General features: G+C 60.9%; 14 protein-coding genes. 10 read left to right on the top strand and 4 right to left on the bottom strand.

Going from position 1 to position 16,717, the window contains the following annotated elements:
• Positions 1-189: 189 nt before the first annotated feature.
• Complete coding sequence (locus ACXAEK_RS01195; protein ID WP_475039320.1) at positions 190-678, top strand: helix-turn-helix transcriptional regulator; 489 nt, start codon at positions 190-192, stop codon at positions 676-678.
• A gap of 127 nt (positions 679-805) precedes the next feature.
• Here the strand turns inward: ACXAEK_RS01195 and ACXAEK_RS01190 are convergent, their stop codons facing one another.
• The 3 genes from ACXAEK_RS01190 to ACXAEK_RS01180 all read right to left on the bottom strand — a co-directional run bounded on the left by ACXAEK_RS01190 (position 806) and on the right by ACXAEK_RS01180 (position 4,088).
• Positions 806-2,323 carry a tripartite tricarboxylate transporter permease gene (locus ACXAEK_RS01190; protein ID WP_475039318.1) on the bottom strand — a complete coding sequence of 506 codons (1,518 nt, stop codon included), beginning with the start codon at positions 2,321-2,323 and terminating at the stop codon, positions 806-808.
• A 1-nt stretch (position 2,324) separates the two neighbouring features.
• Positions 2,325-2,819, bottom strand: a complete 495-nt coding sequence (locus ACXAEK_RS01185; RefSeq protein WP_475039317.1) for a tripartite tricarboxylate transporter TctB family protein — start codon at positions 2,817-2,819, stop codon at positions 2,325-2,327.
• A 285-nt stretch (positions 2,820-3,104) separates the two neighbouring features.
• Complete coding sequence (locus ACXAEK_RS01180; protein WP_475039315.1) at positions 3,105-4,088, bottom strand: tripartite tricarboxylate transporter substrate binding protein; 984 nt, start codon at positions 4,086-4,088, stop codon at positions 3,105-3,107.
• 106 nt (positions 4,089-4,194) lie between these two features.
• Between ACXAEK_RS01180 and ACXAEK_RS01175 the strand changes: the two genes are divergently transcribed.
• From ACXAEK_RS01175 to ACXAEK_RS01150, 6 genes are all read left to right on the top strand, one after another.
• Complete coding sequence (locus tag ACXAEK_RS01175; RefSeq protein ID WP_475039313.1) at positions 4,195-4,860, top strand: response regulator transcription factor; 666 nt, start codon at positions 4,195-4,197, stop codon at positions 4,858-4,860.
• The gene (locus tag ACXAEK_RS01170; RefSeq protein WP_475039311.1) at positions 4,857-6,233 is read left to right on the top strand and encodes a sensor histidine kinase; all 1,377 of its coding nucleotides are present in this window, start codon (positions 4,857-4,859) and stop codon (positions 6,231-6,233) included. The genes ACXAEK_RS01175 and ACXAEK_RS01170 overlap by 4 nt, the downstream gene beginning before the upstream one ends.
• Positions 6,203-7,249: an ABC transporter substrate-binding protein gene (locus ACXAEK_RS01165; protein WP_475039309.1), complete on the top strand. Its 1,047-nt coding sequence runs from the start codon at positions 6,203-6,205 to the stop codon at positions 7,247-7,249. The genes ACXAEK_RS01170 and ACXAEK_RS01165 overlap by 31 nt, the downstream gene beginning before the upstream one ends.
• 197 nt (positions 7,250-7,446) lie before the next feature.
• Positions 7,447-8,466, top strand: coding sequence for a putative 2-aminoethylphosphonate ABC transporter substrate-binding protein (locus tag ACXAEK_RS01160; protein WP_475039308.1), 1,020 nt, complete (start codon positions 7,447-7,449; stop codon positions 8,464-8,466).
• A gap of 136 nt (positions 8,467-8,602) precedes the next feature.
• Positions 8,603-9,709 carry a putative 2-aminoethylphosphonate ABC transporter ATP-binding protein gene (locus ACXAEK_RS01155; RefSeq protein ID WP_475039307.1) on the top strand — a complete coding sequence of 369 codons (1,107 nt, stop codon included), beginning with the start codon at positions 8,603-8,605 and terminating at the stop codon, positions 9,707-9,709.
• Positions 9,710-9,714: 5 nt separating this feature from the next.
• Positions 9,715-11,730 (top strand): putative 2-aminoethylphosphonate ABC transporter permease subunit, encoded by a 2,016-nt coding sequence (locus ACXAEK_RS01150; protein WP_475039305.1) that lies wholly within the window; start codon positions 9,715-9,717, stop codon positions 11,728-11,730.
• A gap of 22 nt (positions 11,731-11,752) precedes the next feature.
• Here ACXAEK_RS01150 and ACXAEK_RS01145 read toward each other — a convergent pair whose 3' ends face one another.
• The gene (locus tag ACXAEK_RS01145; protein WP_475039303.1) at positions 11,753-12,655 is read right to left on the bottom strand and encodes a LysR substrate-binding domain-containing protein; all 903 of its coding nucleotides are present in this window, start codon (positions 12,653-12,655) and stop codon (positions 11,753-11,755) included.
• Between the two features lie 113 nt (positions 12,656-12,768).
• Here ACXAEK_RS01145 and ACXAEK_RS01140 point away from each other — a divergent pair, with 113 nt between their 5' ends.
• The 3 genes from ACXAEK_RS01140 to phnY are packed head-to-tail and all read left to right on the top strand — an operon-like array spanning position 12,769 to position 16,698.
• Positions 12,769-13,956: a 2-aminoethylphosphonate--pyruvate transaminase gene (locus ACXAEK_RS01140; RefSeq protein ID WP_475039301.1), complete on the top strand. Its 1,188-nt coding sequence runs from the start codon at positions 12,769-12,771 to the stop codon at positions 13,954-13,956.
• A 34-nt stretch (positions 13,957-13,990) separates the two neighbouring features.
• Positions 13,991-15,235, top strand: a complete 1,245-nt coding sequence (gene phnA / locus ACXAEK_RS01135) for a phosphonoacetate hydrolase (RefSeq protein WP_475039299.1) — start codon at positions 13,991-13,993, stop codon at positions 15,233-15,235.
• A 14-nt stretch (positions 15,236-15,249) separates the two neighbouring features.
• On the top strand, positions 15,250-16,698 hold the full coding sequence (phnY, locus tag ACXAEK_RS01130) for a phosphonoacetaldehyde dehydrogenase (RefSeq protein WP_475039297.1): 1,449 nt from the start codon (positions 15,250-15,252) through the stop codon (positions 16,696-16,698).
• Positions 16,699-16,717 lie beyond the last annotated feature (19 nt).

Below are 16,717 nucleotides of genomic sequence, written 5' to 3'. Positions count from 1 at the left end.
GCCTTCCGGCCGCGGCGAGCGCCAGCCTTGGACCGCAAGCAGTGCCCGTTCTTGAAACACCTCGCAACTTATTGTGCGGATCTGTTGCATCTTTTTGCCCTGTCTGATTGCAGCCAGGCAAAGAGGATGTGTAATAAGCCTGTCCCGGCCTTCAGCCGGCGGGCCTGCACGAAGCAAAGAAGACAGTAGATGACTTACAATGGCGGCAAGGTAAAAGCAGCGTTTGCGATAATTGCGGCCTCTGCGGTTTTAATGCTGATCGAAGGAGCGATCGAATTTGCCCAGCCGGAATGGTGGGAAGATTGGGAAGACTATCATTTCCTTGAACTTCTGGTCACTGCCGGACTGTTGTGCGCGGTGGCGGTGCTGAGCTTGGAAGTCCGGGCAATGCGGCAGGCCGCTGACTCGATGGCGGAAAGGCTGCAGGCGGCGTCCGGCTCTTTCAACCGGCTGCTGGAAGCGCATTACGACGCATGGGAACTCACGCTATCGGAACGGGAGGTCGCAAGACTGGTTCTCAAAGGATGTTCCAATGCCGAAATCGCAGAGATCCGCACGTCAGCTGTTGGGACTGTGAAGGCGCAGACACATTCGATTTATTCCAAGTCGGGGCTTTCCGGTAAGAACCAGCTGATGAGCTTTCTTTTGGAGGAGCTGACAGATGGAACACCGCACTAGGTGGCAGCTCGTCCAGGCTGGCGTTCATTAGTCTTGCCACGCTCCGGTTCTTCAGGCGTTTTAGCAAGGGGAAAGGACAGCAGGGACCAACCGCCTGCTGCCCAGGGGAGGCAGACCGCTGCAGCCGTCAATCGGCGTCGGCTGCACCCTCGGCCCGCATCCGCGCGCGCCGGGCCCGGTAGCTGGGCAGAACCACCAGGATCACGGCCAGAGCCAGCAGGCCAAGAGTCATCGGCCGCTCCAGGATGAAGCCGAGCCCGTCATAGAGCTGCATGGAGCGGGCAAAGTTGTCCTCCAACATCGATCCCAGGATGAAGCCGATCAGCAACGGTGCCAGCGGATAGTCGGCAAACCGTAGCACGGTGGCGCAGATGCCAAGCCCGACCAGGATCAACAGCTCGGTGGCGTTGTTCTGGCCGATGTAGGCCCCCATCAGGGTGAAGAACAGGATGAAGGGGATCAGGTAATTGCGCGGCACCGCCAGCACCTTGGCGATATAGGGGATCAGTGGTAGGTTCAGGATCAAGAGGATCAGGTTGCCCAGATACATCGAGATGATCACCGCCCAGAAGATCTGCGGCTCATCCACCATCAGGCGGGGGCCGGGCGAGACGTTGAGGGCAATCAGCGCCCCCAGCAGGATCGCGGTGGTGCCGGAGCCGGGGATGCCCAGCGTCAAGAGCGGCACAAAGGAGCCGGTGCAGGCCGCGTTATTGGCGCTTTCCGGCGCGGCCAGGCCCTTGATCGAGCCCTTGCCGAACTGCTCCTGCTCTTCCTTGGAGGCGATGTTGCGCTCCACCGCGTAGCCCAGGAAAGAGGCGATCGTGGCGCCGGCACCGGGCAGCACGCCGATCAGAAAGCCCTGGATCGACTGGCGCCCGATGACCGGGGTGATCGCCTTGGCCTCGTCCTTGGTGATGCGCAGGTCCTTGATCTCGCTGCTGCCGCCACCGGTGTTCGACCGGGACGGGTCCAGCACCAGATACATTGCCTCGGGCAGGGCAAACATCGCCATCGCCAGGGTGATGAAACCAAAGCCGGACTGCAGGTCCATGATCCCCATAGTGAAGCGCGGCATGTTGAACAGCGCGCCTTCGCCCACCGTGGCCATGATCAGCCCCAGAAGGGTCATCAACAGAGCTTTGCCGACCTGGCCGGAGCCCGCAAAGGCGGCAATCGCCGACAGCCCCACCACCATCAGCGCGAAATACTCGGCCGAGTGGAACAGCAGCGCCACCGTCGCCAGTGCCGGGGCGAAGATCATCAGCAGGACGGCCCCGATGGTGCCGCCCGAGAATGAAGAGATTGCGGCCACGGTCAGCGCTTTGCCGGCCTTGCCCTGGCGCGCCAGCGGGTAACCGTCGAACGACGTTGCCACTGTTGAGGCCACCCCCGGCGCATTGATCAGGATCGACGAGGTGGAGCCGCCGAAGATCGCCCCGTAATAGACGCCCGCCAGCAGGATCAGCGCGGCGGAAGGGTCGCCGATGGAGATCGCCACCGGGATCATGATGGCGATGATCGACATCGGCCCCAGCCCCGGCAGCATGCCGATGAAGGTGCCGATCAGGCAGCCGCCGATGACCATCAGCAGATTGGTGAGGGAAAAGGCCGTTCCAAGCCCGACCATGATGCCTTCGAGCATATCAGCCTCCGTTTGTCAGAATTGCGGGCCAGGGGCTGAGGAAGATCCCCAGCACTTCCTGTACCAGGTACCAGACTACGCCTGCAGACCCCGCAGCGACCGGCAGCAGGATGTAGAGCTTACGCTCGCCAAGCACACAGGCGCCTGCGGCCAGGAAACCGGTGGTCGCGGGCAGGAAGCCCACTGGCCGCAGCAGCAGCGCATAGGCCGCCATCAGCCCCAGCAGCGTAAGCGCCTGACCCAGGTTATAATCGGTCAGGCGGCGGTAGTTGATGTCCATCGGTTTCGGATCATCCGCCCCTTTTTCGAACCCCAGCAGTACGTAGAATGCCGTCAGGATGGCCATCACCGAAAGGATCTTTGGGAAGGTGCTGGGCCAGATCGGGTTGCGTTTCATGAACGGCGGCAGTCCGGCGTCCATGGTGAAGAAGGCCGCATAGCCGTAGGCAAGGCAAATCATCAGGATGACAAGTGCGATCCAGCGGTCGAGTGCCATGTGCTCCTCCAGTGTCTTGTGTGGTTTCATCGGTGCCGGGGGCGCTGCCCCCGCCGCGGCAGGCCGCGGCTCCCCCGGGATATTTCCGGCGAGAGGAAGGGAAAAATTAACCATGCCGCGCCACGCTGGGCTTGCGGTACAGGCTGGGAAGCCGATGACCGCGCAAGGGGAAGGTTCTGCCTTTCCGGGGAGGGGAGATTCCTGTCTCTCCTTCCTCTTGCTGAAAATATCCCGGGAGCGCGAGGGCAGAGCCCTCGCACCTGGAGGCTGCGCCAAGCTGCCGGGTCAGAGGAACCCGAGCTGCTTCATCAGATCGCCGATGGCCTGCTCCTGGGCTTCCAGGAAGCTGCGGAAGTCATCGCCGGAATTGTGGATGTTCACCCAGCCGTTGCGGGCGCGCACCTCTTCCCATTCGGCGGTGCCGTACATCTTCTCCAGCGCCGCCTGATAGGCCGCCAGCTTGTCCTCGGGCAGTCCCGGGGCCGCAAAGAAGCCGCGCCAGTTGACGAAGGTGGTGTCCAGCCCCTGCTCTTTCATCGTCGGCGCATCCGGGTAGCTGTCGACGCGTTCGTCAGAGGTGACGCCGATGATCTTCACTTCGCCCGCATTTGCCAGGTCAATGGCCTCGGAAAACCCGGTGCTGAGCGCCGCGATCTCGCCCGACAGCAGCGCCGCCATCGCCTTGCCGCCGGCATCATAGGGAATGTATTTCACGGCCGTCGGGTCTTCTCCCGCGGCTTCCATCACCATGGCCGCGACCAGGTGATCCATACCGCCCGGCACCGAGCCGCCGCCAACCGCTGTTCCGCGCGGATCCGCCTTATAGGCTGCCAGCAGATCCTCCATCGAGTTGATCGGGCTGTCCCTGCCCACCACGATGGCGGCATAGTCGCCGATGGTGCCGGCCACCAGCGTCAGGTCGCGGAAGTTCTGCGGAAACACACCAGTCAGCGAACGGATCACAATGGGGGTGGAGTTCACCATCAGCGTGCCATGCTGGCTGGCGGCGTTTTCGATCAGATAGCCAATGGCCTTGCCGCCGCCACCGCCGGACATATTCTCATACGACGCTTTGCCGACCAGCCCGGAAGCGGTCAGCGCTTCGCCTGTGCCGCGGGCCGTGCCGTCCCATCCGCCGCCTGCGCCGCCCGGAATCAGAAAGTGGATGCTGTCCAGCACCTGTTCTTCCGACTGTGCCGGTGCGCCAAACGCCAGCGCTGCGGCTGCCGCGGCAATCGCGGCCCGGCGCGTCAGTGTCCATTTGCTCATTTTGTCCTCCCATTTGACAAACCGCGGTCGCGCCGCTCATGACTGGAAGAGATCACGGCAAGCTGACATGGACCTGTCATGACCTGTGCCGAAAGGATGAACTGCCATGCGTTTCCTGCTGGTTGAGGACAATGAGAGTCTGGCGAATGCCATCTTGGACCGCCTGCGGCTGGATGGGCATGTAGTTGACCATGCGCCGGATTTTGCGACTGCCGCGGCTTTCTCCGGGATAACCGACTACGACCTGATTTTGCTGGATATTATGCTGCCCGACGGGGACGGGCGCAGCTTTTTGAAATCCCACCGGGAGGGTCTTGGGGAAACACCGGTGATCGTTCTGACGGCCAGGTCTGAGGTCTCTGACCGGGTCGGGATGCTGGACCTGGGCGCAGATGACTACCTGACCAAACCTTTTGATTTTTCAGAGCTAGAGGCGCGCTGCCGCGCGGTGCTGCGCAGGCGCGGGGGCGGCAGTTCCAACGTGCGGCGATTCGGAAATCTGCAGTTCGATCCAATGGCCGGCACCGTCTCCGCAGGCGGGAAAACCATCTCGCTACGGAACAAAGAGCTGCGCTTGCTGGAGGTGTTCCTGAACGCGCCCGGCCAGATTTTCCCGAAACCCAAGCTGGTGGACCGGTTGTTCTCTTATGAGGAGGATGTCTCGGAAAACGCCATTGAGGTTTATGTCGCTCGGTTGCGCAAGCACCTGGCAGGCACCGGTGTACAGATCACGACGGTCCGCGGCCTTGGATACCGGCTGTCTCTGGAATGAGCGGCGGAGTCAACATAAGCGGCTCTATCCGGCGCCGGCTGCTTCTCCAGCTCGCGGGCAGTGCGGCGCTGCTGGCCGCGCTGCTATTCTTTGCAGTTCTGGGGGTGGTGCGAAAGGCTGCTGAAGAAAGCCATGACAGAATTCTGCTGGCGTCGGCCACTTCGATCCTGGAGTCCGTTTCTGTCCATTCTGGAAAGGTGGCTGCAGACATTCCTTATGCAGCGCTGTCGATGCTGGGAAATGTCAGCGATGACAGGGTGTTTTACAGGGTTTCGGGAGGGGGTGGCGTGCTGACTGGCTATGGCGACCTGCCGCTTGGGACGCCGCAAGGGCTGCCGCTGTTCGAAACCGTCAGCTACAAAGGAGAGAGCGTCCGCGCAGTTACGATTTCGCGCCGCCTGGCAGTTCAGGGGGAACCTGTGGCCGTGCAGGTTTCCGTTGCCCAGACCCGGCAGGGGCAGGCAGCAGTTCTGGCGAGGCTGTCGCGGACCGCGTTCTATCTGGGTGCCGGGTTCTTTGTGCTGGCCTTGACCCTTGCGGTGTGGTCGGCGCAGTCCAGCATCAGGCCGCTCAGATCTTTGGCCGAAGCCGTTTCGCGAAGGGGCCCTAGAGACCTGCGCCCAGTGACGCGGCCCGTTCCCTTGGAAATGTCACCGCTGGTGTCTTCGCTCAACAGCTTCATCAGCCGGCTGCAAACTTCATTGACCCGCTCAGAGGATTTCATTGCTGAAGCGGCGCACCGTGTACGCACGCCGCTTGCCACGGTGCGGGCACAGGCCGAGGTGACCCTGATGCGGGTCGAAAAGGAACAAAACCGCAGCAGCTTGCGGGAAATGATCCGTGCCATAGACGAAAGTTCCCGCGCGGCAGGGCAGCTGCTGGATCATGCAATGGTGTCCTTCAGGACCGACAGCCTGGAGCTGGAGGATACCGAACTGACTGAATTGGCCTGCGACTTGACCGACCGGTTGCGTCCGGTGGCTGAATTGAAGGACATTGATCTTTTCTTCGAAGGTGCCGAGGGGCTGCGGATCAAAGGTGATCCGGTTCTATTGCAAAATGCCATCCGCAATATTCTGGACAATGCCATCAAATACGCTGGGCGGGACAGCAGCGTCTGGGTCCGCACCGCGGTTTTAGGCCCTATGGCTGCGGTTGAGGTCGTGGACCAGGCCGGCGGCTTTGCCGGCGAAGATGCAGAGGCTCTCACCGGCCGTTTTGTACGCGGCGCAAACGCCAAGGGCACGATCGGGTCGGGGCTGGGCTTGACAATCGCCAGAGAGGTCGCAGAGGCCCATGGCGGCAGTCTGACAATAAAAAACAGCACTTCAGGAGCAGGCGCATGCGTTTCGCTGTCTTTTCCGCGTTTTTAACCCTGGGCCTGATTGCTGCTGGGGCTGCGATTGCTTTCGAGGTGGAAGAAAGGCATTGGCTCGGCCCGGGAGACGGCACGCCACTGCGGATAATCTCGACCACTGACACAGAAATTCTGGCCCCGCTGATCGAAGGTTACCTGCAGAAACATCCTGGAGTTGCAGTGGATTACACGGTTGCCAACAGCAGCGAGGTGATGACTGCAGTTCTTGAAGGTGAGGAGCAGTTCGATGTTGCTCTATCTTCGGCCATGGACCTGCAGACCAAACTTGCAAACGACGGTTTCACCCTCCCGCACAAGTCTGCCGCAACTGCACTAATTCCGGATTGGGGGGAGTGGCGCAGCCACGTCTTTGCGATTTCGCTCGAACCCGCGTCAATCGTTCTCTCGGCGGCTGAATTTTCCGGAGCAAGTCAGCCGCGCACACGCCAGGATTTGATTGCCCTGCTACGCGCGCAGCCGGAGCGGTTCCACGGCAAGGTCGCGACCTATGATGTGTCACTCAGCGGGCTGGGTTATCTCTTTGCGACACAGGATGCCCGCACGTCAGAAACCTATTGGCGGCTGATGGAAGTGCTGGGAAGCCTTGAGCTGCAGTTGGCTTGCTGTTCCGCGAGCATGATAGAACGCGTAGCTTCAGGAGAAGTCCTCGTAGCCTATAATGTCCTGGGCAGTTATGCACGGGCGCGCCACGATCTCAGCGGCAAGATCATTGTGATTGATCCGGAAGACTATACTCATTTGATGATGCGGTCCGCCGTGCTGCTGAAAGGAGGGCTGCAGCCCGCCCTGGCCGGCAGTTTTATTGACCACTTGGCTTCGGCCGCCTGGTCACGGCCTCCAGATGGCAACTATCCGTTCAGTCAGCCGCCGGTTGCCTTTGCGGACTCCGCAAGCTCAAAGCGGCCAATCCAGTTCGGACCCGGTCTGCTGGTCTATCAAGACCGCGAAAAACGTGGGCGGTTCCTGGCGGAATGGTTCAGCGCGGTTCGCAAAAACCGCAGTGACCAGTAGCGTCCATCGGCTGGCAGGACCTGGAATTTTAGATTGTTAGGCCGTGATCATCTATAGGCTCAGCCTATGACTTGATGGGTATATTCGATTTCTCTTGATGTGTATTTCTGTCAAACTGCCAGACACTAAAAACAATAGGTCCAAAACGCTCCGTCAGAGAGTGCCGGGCAAAAGTATGAACCAACAGAGGACAACAAATGAAACAGAAAGCGTCATTTCTAGCTGCATTAGCATTATCAGTGGCAACTGCCGGCTCTGCCCTGGCCGAAACCGAGCTGACAGTCTACACGGCGGTCGAGGCTGAGGATCTTGCACGCTATGCGGAGACTTTTAATCAGAGCCATCCGGACATCAAAATTAATTGGGTAAGGGATTCCACTGGGATCATCACCGCCAAGCTGCTGGCCGAACGCGACAATCCTCAGGCGGATGTGGTCTGGGGGCTGGCGGCTACCTCCCTTCTACTGCTGAAATCCGAAGGAATGCTGGAGGCTTATGCGCCTGCCGGTGTCGATCAGTTGGATCCGAAATTCGTCGATGGCGACAACCCGCCCAGCTGGGTCGGCATGGACGCCTGGGTGGCCTCTGTTTGCTATAACACTGTGGAGGCAGAGAAGCTTGGCCTGACACCTCCGACTTCATGGAAGGACCTCACCGATCCCCAGTATGCAGGCCACGTAATTATGCCGAACCCGAACTCCTCCGGCACCGGCTTCTTGGACGTTTCCAGCTGGCTGCAGATGTTTGGTGAAGAAGCGGGCTGGAATTACATGGACGCGCTGCACAAGAACATCGCGCGATACACCCATTCCGGTTCCAAACCCTGCAAGCTGGCGGCGGCCGGCGAAATCCCGATTGGCATCTCTTTTGCTTTCCGTGGTGCCAAGTCCAAGGCTGCAGGCGCACCGCTGGAAATCATTGTGCCTTCAGAGGGCGTCGGCTGGGACATGGAGGCTACTGCCATCGTGGCTGGCACCGCAAATCTGGAAGCGGCGCAGACATTGGTCGACTTCACGGTCACCAAGGAAGCCAACGAAATGTACAACACTGGCTATGCGGTTGTGGCTTACCCGGGCGTCGCCAAGCCGGTTGAGTATTTCCCCGAAGGGCTGCTGGCCGCGATGATCGACAATGATTTCGAATTTGCCGCCAACAACCGCGCCGCAATCCTCAAGGAATGGCAGGCCCGTTACGACGGCAAGTCGGAAGCGAAATAAGCCTTCAGGGGCGGATGGTTAGACTTCCGCCCCTCTACCTTCCTGAACTTCACTGCCCATGCCCTGAGCCATGCCGCCCGTTGACAACAGACAGGGTGCCGCGTTGGCATATGCAAGGACCAACGACGTGCTTCAAATGACCCCGCCAAAAGAAACCTACCTGAGCATCCGCGACCTCTGGAAAGCCTTCGGCAGCTTCATCGCGCTGAAGGACATCTCCCTGGACGTAACGGAGGGCGAATTCATCTGCTTCCTCGGTCCCTCGGGCTGCGGCAAGACCACCCTGCTGCGCGCCATTGCAGGCCTGGATCTGCAATCTAAGGGCACCGTGACCCAGGGCAGTCAGGATGTGTCCAACCTGCCGCCGTCCGAACGCGACTTCGGTATCGTGTTCCAGTCCTATGCGCTGTTTCCGAACCTCACCATCGACAAGAACATTGCCTTCGGCCTGGAAAACGCAGGCCGCAGCAAGCAGGAAATCAATACGCGCGTGGCTGAACTTCTGGAACTGGTCGGCTTGCCGGACCAGGGCCGCAAATACCCGGCCCAGCTGTCCGGCGGCCAGCAGCAGCGGATTGCCCTGGCACGCGCCATAGCCACCAATCCAGGCCTTCTGTTGCTGGATGAGCCGCTGTCGGCGCTGGATGCCAAGGTGCGTGTCCACCTGCGGCACGAGATCAAGGAACTGCAGCGCAAGCTGGGTGTCACGACCATTATGGTGACCCACGATCAGGAGGAAGCGCTGGCCATGGCCGACCGCATCGTGGTGATGAACCACGGCGTGATTGAGCAGGTCGGCTCTCCTACCGAAATCTACCGCGAGCCGGCCAATCTGTTTGTAGCCGACTTTATCGGCGAGATGAACCAGATCAGCTCTTTTGTTGCCAAGGGCGGTCGTCTGGCGGTGGGGGAAAAGACTTTTGCTTGCCTGCCGCATGACTTTTCCGACGGCACCCAGGTCATTGCCGCCATCCGGCCCGAGGATGTGATCCCGCATGAGGCCGGGTATCTGGAAAGCAGCGGCAACCGAAACTGTATCGACGTTCAACTGGCCGAAATGGAATTCCTCGGCTCCTTCTGGCGCTGCCGCCTGACCAATGAACGCTTCGACGGCAAAGAACTGATTGCCGATTTCTCCATCAACGCCGTGCGGCGCCTGGATCTGGAGGCCGGCTGCCAGATGGAAATCGAACTGCCCGACAACCGCCTGATGGCGTTTGCGCAAGACGGGCAAGGGGCGTAACGCAGATGACTGATACCACGCAATCCATCATGGCCGCTGGCCCGGTGATCAAGGGCAAGCTGAGCCGCGACGATATCATCATGCGCGGCAGCATGATCATCATCGCGCTTTATCTGGTCGTGTCGCTGGTCTTTCCGCTCTATGCAATGCTGTCGAAGTCCTTCTCCACCTACCGGGTGGAGCTGTCGCAGTATGAATTCCAGGTCAGCGATGAGGCGGGCCAGTTCGATGGCAGCATTTTGACCGGCGCAGACCTGAACACCCGCAGCGGCACCTTTGCCGATGCCGATCTTTCCACGGGCGCCGACGGGCGGCTGCCGGTCACGGGCTTCTTTCCGGACTTCAGCTTCCGCAGCCCGGTGATGTACCAGGTGCGTAATACATCTGACACGGGCCGCTTTCTGATCGGCTCCAACCTGCAGACCGGCACCGAATGGGTCACACTCAACTCCAACACCTTCCGCCGGGTTCAGCTGCGCCCGGTGCAATCGCGGGGCCTTGATAACTTCGTCTCCTATTTCTCGACGCCGGCGCTGTTCAACTCGATAAAAAACTCGCTGTGGATTGCGGTGCTGAGCACGGTTGTGACCGTCTCGCTTGCCTTCTGGTTCGCCTACGCGCTAAATCGCAGCTGCATGAAGTACAAGGGCGTGTTCCGTCTCATCGCCATGGCGCCGATCCTGGTGCCGTCGCTGCTGCCGGGTATCGCGCTGGTCTACCTGTTCGGCAATCAGGGCATGATCAAGGAGCTTTTGTTCGGCGCCAGTATCTACGGGCCGATAGGCATCGTCATAGGCTCGGTCTTCTTCACCTTCCCGCATGCCTTCATCATCATTTCAACCGCGCTGGCCATTTCGGATGCGCGGCTCTACGAAGCCGCGGCTAGCTTGCGTTCAACACCTTGGCGCACCTTCTGGACCGTCACGGTTCCCGGCGCGCGCTATGGCTTGATCTCGGCGACCTTTGTGGTCTTCAACCTTGTGATCACCGATTTTGGCCTGCCTAAGGTGATCGGCGGCCAGTACAACGTGCTGGCGGTCGACATTTACAAGCAAGTGATTGGCCAGCAGAATTTTGAGATGGGCGCGGTGGTCTCGGTGGTTCTGGTGATCCCGGCAATCCTCGCCTTTGCCATCGACCGCATGGTGCAGTCCAAGCAGGTGGCGCTTCTTTCGGCGCGCTCGGTCCCGTATGAGCCGCAACCGAACAAGAAGATGGATCGTATCTTCTTTGCCTACTGCACCCTGATCGGCATCTTCATTGCTGGACTGCTGGCAGTCTGCCAATTTGCGGCATTGATCAAGTTCTGGCCCTACGACCTGAGCCTCAGCCTCAACAACTATCAGTTCGACAAGATGGATGGCGGCGGCTGGGGCTCCTATGTGAACTCGATCAAGCTAGCGCTGATGACGGCTATGGCTGGCACCGCCGTGGTGTTCTTTGGTGCCTATCTGGTGGAGAAATCCAAGGGCTTCCGCACCGGGCGCGCCATTTTCCAAATGTTTGCGATGCTGCCAATGGCGATCCCGGGCATGGTTCTGGGATTGGCCTACATCTTCTTTTTCAACAACCCCGCGAACCCGCTCAATGCTATCTACGGCACTATGGCGATCCTGGTGGTCTGCACCGTCACCCACTTCTACACGGTGTCGCATCTGACGGCGGTCACCGCCCTTAAGCAGATGGACCGGGAGTTTGAATCCGTCGCTGCCTCGCTCAAGCAGCCGACAATGAAGCTGTTTGCCCGCGTCACGGTGCCGGTCTGCCTGCCTGCGGTGCTGGACATCTCCATCTACCTCTTCGTCAATGCGATGACGACGGTGTCGGCGGTGGTGTTCCTTTATTCGCCCAAGACAACGCTAGCGTCGATTGCGGTGCTGAACATGGATGACGCAGGCGACATTGCGCCGGCGGCGGCGATGGGGATGATGATCTTCTACACCAACGCGCTGGCCCGGGTCATTCACCTGCTGGCGTCCCGCGGCATCCTGCGCCGGACCCAAGCCTGGCGCAGCCGCTGATAACAGGGGTGTCCCCCTGATGCTACCCCAGCTGTGCACTGGCAGCAGGGGGTTCTTTTGCGGCTTGGATGCTGCTGGCAAACTCCATGAATGCGCGGATAACCTTGACGTCCTGGCGCTGGGTCAGAAAGAGGATGCTTTCACTCATCGCCAGTTCCGCGTCCTGCAGGGTAAACTTGGCCAGCCGGTCATCATGGCCGTATTCAGCCTCTGAGACAAAACCGATACCAGCCCCGGAGGCCACCAGTTCGCGCACCGCTTCCCGGCCTTCGGCAACGATGGCAGGCTTCAGCTCAACACCGCGGCGCTGGGCTTCCGTTTCGATATTCTGCCGGGTCTTGGATCCTTCCTCGCGAAAGACCAGCGGCAGCCGGGCCAGCTCGCTGAAGGACAGGCTGATTTTCTCCTCAGGCAGAAGCCCGCGCGCCGCAAAGGCGACAATGGCGGTCGCACCGAGGTTCATAACCGTCATGTCACGGCCCGGAGTGAGGCTGCCTGCGACGCCGATCTCAGCATTGTATTCGCGCAGCTCCTCCAGAATCTCGCCGGTGTTGCCGCCGCGGAGCACGATGGTGACATTCGGATACTTTTCCCGGAACGGGCCCAGAAAGGCGGTCATATGCTGCGCCGAGTCAGCAATGATCCGCAGCTCCCCTTCTACGGCTGCGCTGGACTCGGACAGATAGTCCTCAATCTGGGTTTCCACTTCAAAGTAGCGTTTGGTTAGCTGCAGCAAGTCTTCACCCTCACGGGTCAGGAACACCCGCTTCTTTTCCCGGTGAAACAGCAGCACATCATGGTCCTGCTCCAGTTTGCGGACCTGTTCCGACACGGCTGGCTGCGTCAGATGCAGGGCCTCGGCTGCACGGGAAAAGCCGCCCAGAAGGGCGACATGATGAAAGGCTTTGAGCTGGCTGTGGCGCATTTTCCGTCCCGTTCCATTCATAGGTTCTGCCTATAGTTAGATTGTTTTTTGCGATTTTACATATGGAATTTTGGGGGACAAAGATGCCTTGAGATGGATTTTGGAGATTTCGGATGAGAGTTTGCAAGGATCCGCTGGAAGGTCCGCGGCAGGGAGAGCCGTATCTTCTGACGCCCGGTCCGCTGACGACGTCTTATGCGGTGAAGGCGGCGATGCTGCGGGACTGGGGCAGCTGGGATGACGATTTCCGGGCGATGACGCGGGAAATCCGCCGCCGCCTGCTGTCGCTTCTGGGGGCGGGGGCGGAGGATTTCGACTGCGTGCCGATGCAGGGCTCCGGCAGTTTTGCGGTGGAGGCGATGCTGGGCTCCTTCATCCCCGGCGATGGCAAGGCGCTGGTGCTGGCCAACGGGGCCTACGGGCAGCGCTCGGCGCAGACGCTGGCCTATCTGGGCCGCGATCACGCGGTGCTGGACAAGGGCGACTACCTGCCGCCGCGCGGGGAGGAGGTGGCGCGGATCCTGGCGGAGGATCCGGCGATCACCCATGTGGTGGCGATCCATTGCGAGACCTCCTCGGGCATCCTGAACCCGGTGGCGGAGATTTCCGAGGCGGTTTATGCGGCGGGCCGCAAGCTGCTGATCAACTCGATGTCGGCCTTTGGCGCCATTGAGCTGCAGCCCGCGCAGATCCGCTTTGAGGCGATGGTGTCTTCGGCCAACAAATGCATCGAAGGGGTGCCGGGCTTTGGCTTTGTGCTTGCCCGCAAGGCGGAGCTGGAGGCGGCCAGGGGCAACAGCCATTCGCTTTCCCTGGATGTGCATGCGCAATGGGCGGCGATGGAGAAGACGGGCCAGTGGCGGTTCACGCCGCCGACCCATGTGGTGGCCTCTTTCCTGGAGGCGCTGAAGGCGCATGAGGCCGAGGGCGGCGTGGCGGGGCGCGGCGCGCGCTATGCCAGGAACCGCGATGTGATGGTGGCCGGCATGCGGGAATTGGGGTTTGAAACCCTGCTGGAAAGCCGCTGGCTCAGCCCCATCATCGTCACCTTCTTCTGCCCGGCGGATGAGAGCTTTGTGTTCAGCCGCTTTTACGGTCTGATGAAGGAAAAGGGCTTTATCCTCTACCCGGGCAAGCTGACGGTTGTGGACAGTTTCCGCATCGGCTGCATCGGCCAGATGGATGAGCATGTGATGCGGCGGGTTGCGGCTGCCGCCAAGGAAACGCTGGCCGAAATGGGCGTCGCCAGCGCGGCGCCGCCCGCCGCGGCGCTGGAAGAACGCGCCAAACTGGCGGCCTGAAGAGACAAGCCTGAAAGATAAAGGACTTCGACATATGACCATTCACTCCCCCGTTGTGGCAAACGGCCGCGCCTATGCGGTGCCCCGGGCCTGCGCGATTGCCATCTGCCTGGACGGCTGCGAGCCGGAGTATCTGGACAAGGCGATTGCCGATGGCCTGATGCCCGCGCTTAGGCGGATGCGGGCGGAAGGCACCGACCGGCTGGCCCATTCGGTGGTGCCGAGCTTCACCAACCCCAACAACCTCAGCATTGCCACCGGCCGGCCGCCGGTGGTGCACGGGATCTGCGGCAACTACCTGATCGACCCTGAGACCGGCGAAGAGGTGATGATGAACGACGTGCGCTTTTTGCGCGCGCCCACGGTGTTCAAGGCCTTCTATGATGCGGGTGCGCGGGTGGCGGTGGTCACCGCCAAGGACAAGCTGCGGGCGCTTCTGGGTGCGGGGCTGGCGTTTGATGAGGACCGCGCCAAGTGTTTCTCGGCTGAAAAATCAGATAGTTCAACCGCGGCAGAGCACGGCCAGGAGAAGGCCAGCGAATGGCTGGGCATGGCGCAGCCCGAGGTTTATTCGGCAGAGCTGAGCGAATTTGTCTTTGCTGCCGGGGTGAAGCTTTTGAAGGAATGGGCGCCGGATGTGATGTATCTGACCACCACCGATTACGTGCAGCACAAATACAGCCCCGATCAGGCAGAGGCCAAGGCCTTCTATGCGATGTTCGACAAGTACCTGGCGGAGCTGGATGCGCTGGGGGCAGCGATCGTGGTCACCGCCGATCACGGCATGAAGCCCAAGCATCACGCCGACGGCTCGCCCAGCGTGATCTATGTGCAGGACCTGATGGACGAGTGGCTGGGCGAAGGCCAGGCGCGGGTGATCCTGCCGATCACCGACCCCTATGTTGTCCACCACGGCGCGCTTGGCTCCTTTGCCACCTGCTACCTGCCCGAGGGCGCGGACCGGGCGGCGATCATGGGGAAACTGGCAGGTTATGATGCGATCACCGATGTGCTGACCCGCGAAGAGGCGGTGGCCCGGTTTGAGCTGCCGGCCGACCGGATCGGCGACATCATCCTGGTCTCCGGCGAGAACATCTGCATCGGCACATCCGAGCACCGCCACGATCTGGCGGCGCTGAATGAGCCGCTGCGCTCCCATGGCGGGCTGACCGAACAGGAGGTCCCCTTCATCTGCAACCGCGTCCTGCCGCTGCCGCAAGCGCCGGTGCTGCGCAATTTTGATGCCTTCTTCTATGCCGCGCAGGCGGCGGCGCTGTAACGGGGAGCCTGACCATGAGCACTATTGAAATCCGCAACGAGGGCATGCGCATCGGCGGCGAGGTTGTGTTTACCGAGGATACCGTGCCGGTCCATTACCCCTATACGGGCGAAGTAGTGGGCCATGTGCCTGCAGGCCAGGCGGAACATGCCCGCATGGCCTTTGAGATTGCCGCGAATTACACGCCCAAGCTGACGCGCTACGAGCGCAGCCGGATCCTGCAGCGCGCGGGCGAACTGATCGGCGAGAAACGGGACTGGCTGGCCAAATGGCTGACGCTGGAGCTGGGCATCTGCCACCAGCACGCGGTCTATGAGACCAAGCGCGCCCAGGACGTCTATCAGTTCGCCGCCGCCGAGGCGCTGAAGGACGACGGCGAGATCTTCTCCTGCGACCTGACCCACAACGGCAAGGCGCGCAAGATCTTCACCAAGCGCGAGCCGGTCAAGGCGATCTCGGCGATCACCCCGTTCAACCACCCGCTGAACATGGTCAGCCACAAGATCGCGCCCGCGATTGCCACCAACAACTGCATGGTCTGCAAGCCGACCGAGCTGACGCCGCTGACCTGCATTGCGCTGGCCGATATCCTCTATGAAGCAGGCCTGCCGCCGGAGATGTTCCAGGTGGTGACCGGCTGGCCCAAGGACATTGGCGATGAGATGATCACCAATGAAAACATCGACATCATCACCTTCACGGGCGGCGTGCCGGTGGGCAAGATGATTGCCGAGAAGGGCGTCTACAAGCGGCAGGCGCTGGAACTGGGCGGCAACGACCCGCTGATCGTGCTGAATGATCTGTCGGATGCCGATCTGGAAAAGGCGGCCGCCATTGCGGTGGCTGGCGCCACCGGCAACTCCGGCCAGCGCTGCACCGCGATCAAGCGCATCCTGGTGCAGGAAAGCGTGGCTGACCGCTTTGTGCCGCTGGTGCTGGAGAAGGCGCAGAAGATCAAGTTCGGCGACCCGCAGGATCCGGCAACCGAGCTTGGCTGCGTCATCCACGGCAAGGCGGCGGAGCTGTTTGAAAACCGGGTGCTGCAGGCGGCGGAGGAAGGTGCCGAGATCCTCTATCATCCGCCCCGCCAGGGTGCGCTGCTGCCGCCGATCGTGGTCGACCGCGTGCCCCACAACAGCGAATTGGTGATGGAGGAGACCTTCGGCCCGGTCATTCCGGTTGTCCGGGTGCCGGATGACGACGCCGAGGTGATGCGGATCTCCAATTCCACGGAGTTCGGCCTGTCCTCCGGTGTCTGCACCAACGACCTGAACCGCGCGATTGCCTATATCAACGGTCTGGACGTGGGCACCTGCAACATCTGGGAACAGCCCGGCTACCGCATCGAAATGTCCCCCTTCGGCGGCATCAAGGACAGTGGCAACGGCGTCAAGGAAGGCGTCATCGAGGCCATGAAATTCTTCACAAACGTCAAGACATACTCCCTCCCCTGGCCGGAGTAAAACACGCCACAGGGGGGAC

It is taken from the genome of Leisingera sp. ABM4_101 (assembly GCF_056158725.1).
The sequence above is the reverse complement of the archived record's forward strand: the minus strand, read 5'-3'. Positions and strand labels throughout refer to the sequence as shown.

Coding starts and splice junctions, on each gene's coding strand:
- phnA (WP_475039299.1), top strand. CDS start 13,991: ATGACCATTCACTCCCCCGTTGTGGCAAACGGCCGCGCCTATGCGGTG.
- ACXAEK_RS01185 (WP_475039317.1), bottom strand. CDS start 2,819: ATGGCACTCGACCGCTGGATCGCACTTGTCATCCTGATGATTTGCCTT.
- ACXAEK_RS01170 (WP_475039311.1), top strand. CDS start 4,857: ATGAGCGGCGGAGTCAACATAAGCGGCTCTATCCGGCGCCGGCTGCTT.
- ACXAEK_RS01165 (WP_475039309.1), top strand. CDS start 6,203: ATGCGTTTCGCTGTCTTTTCCGCGTTTTTAACCCTGGGCCTGATTGCT.
- ACXAEK_RS01155 (WP_475039307.1), top strand. CDS start 8,603: ATGACCCCGCCAAAAGAAACCTACCTGAGCATCCGCGACCTCTGGAAA.
- ACXAEK_RS01145 (WP_475039303.1), bottom strand. CDS start 12,655: ATGCGCCACAGCCAGCTCAAAGCCTTTCATCATGTCGCCCTTCTGGGC.
- ACXAEK_RS01180 (WP_475039315.1), bottom strand. CDS start 4,088: ATGAGCAAATGGACACTGACGCGCCGGGCCGCGATTGCCGCGGCAGCC.
- ACXAEK_RS01140 (WP_475039301.1), top strand. CDS start 12,769: ATGAGAGTTTGCAAGGATCCGCTGGAAGGTCCGCGGCAGGGAGAGCCG.
- ACXAEK_RS01160 (WP_475039308.1), top strand. CDS start 7,447: ATGAAACAGAAAGCGTCATTTCTAGCTGCATTAGCATTATCAGTGGCA.
- ACXAEK_RS01190 (WP_475039318.1), bottom strand. CDS start 2,323: ATGCTCGAAGGCATCATGGTCGGGCTTGGAACGGCCTTTTCCCTCACC.
- ACXAEK_RS01175 (WP_475039313.1), top strand. CDS start 4,195: ATGCGTTTCCTGCTGGTTGAGGACAATGAGAGTCTGGCGAATGCCATC.
- ACXAEK_RS01150 (WP_475039305.1), top strand. CDS start 9,715: ATGACTGATACCACGCAATCCATCATGGCCGCTGGCCCGGTGATCAAG.
- ACXAEK_RS01195 (WP_475039320.1), top strand. CDS start 190: ATGACTTACAATGGCGGCAAGGTAAAAGCAGCGTTTGCGATAATTGCG.
- phnY (WP_475039297.1), top strand. CDS start 15,250: ATGAGCACTATTGAAATCCGCAACGAGGGCATGCGCATCGGCGGCGAG.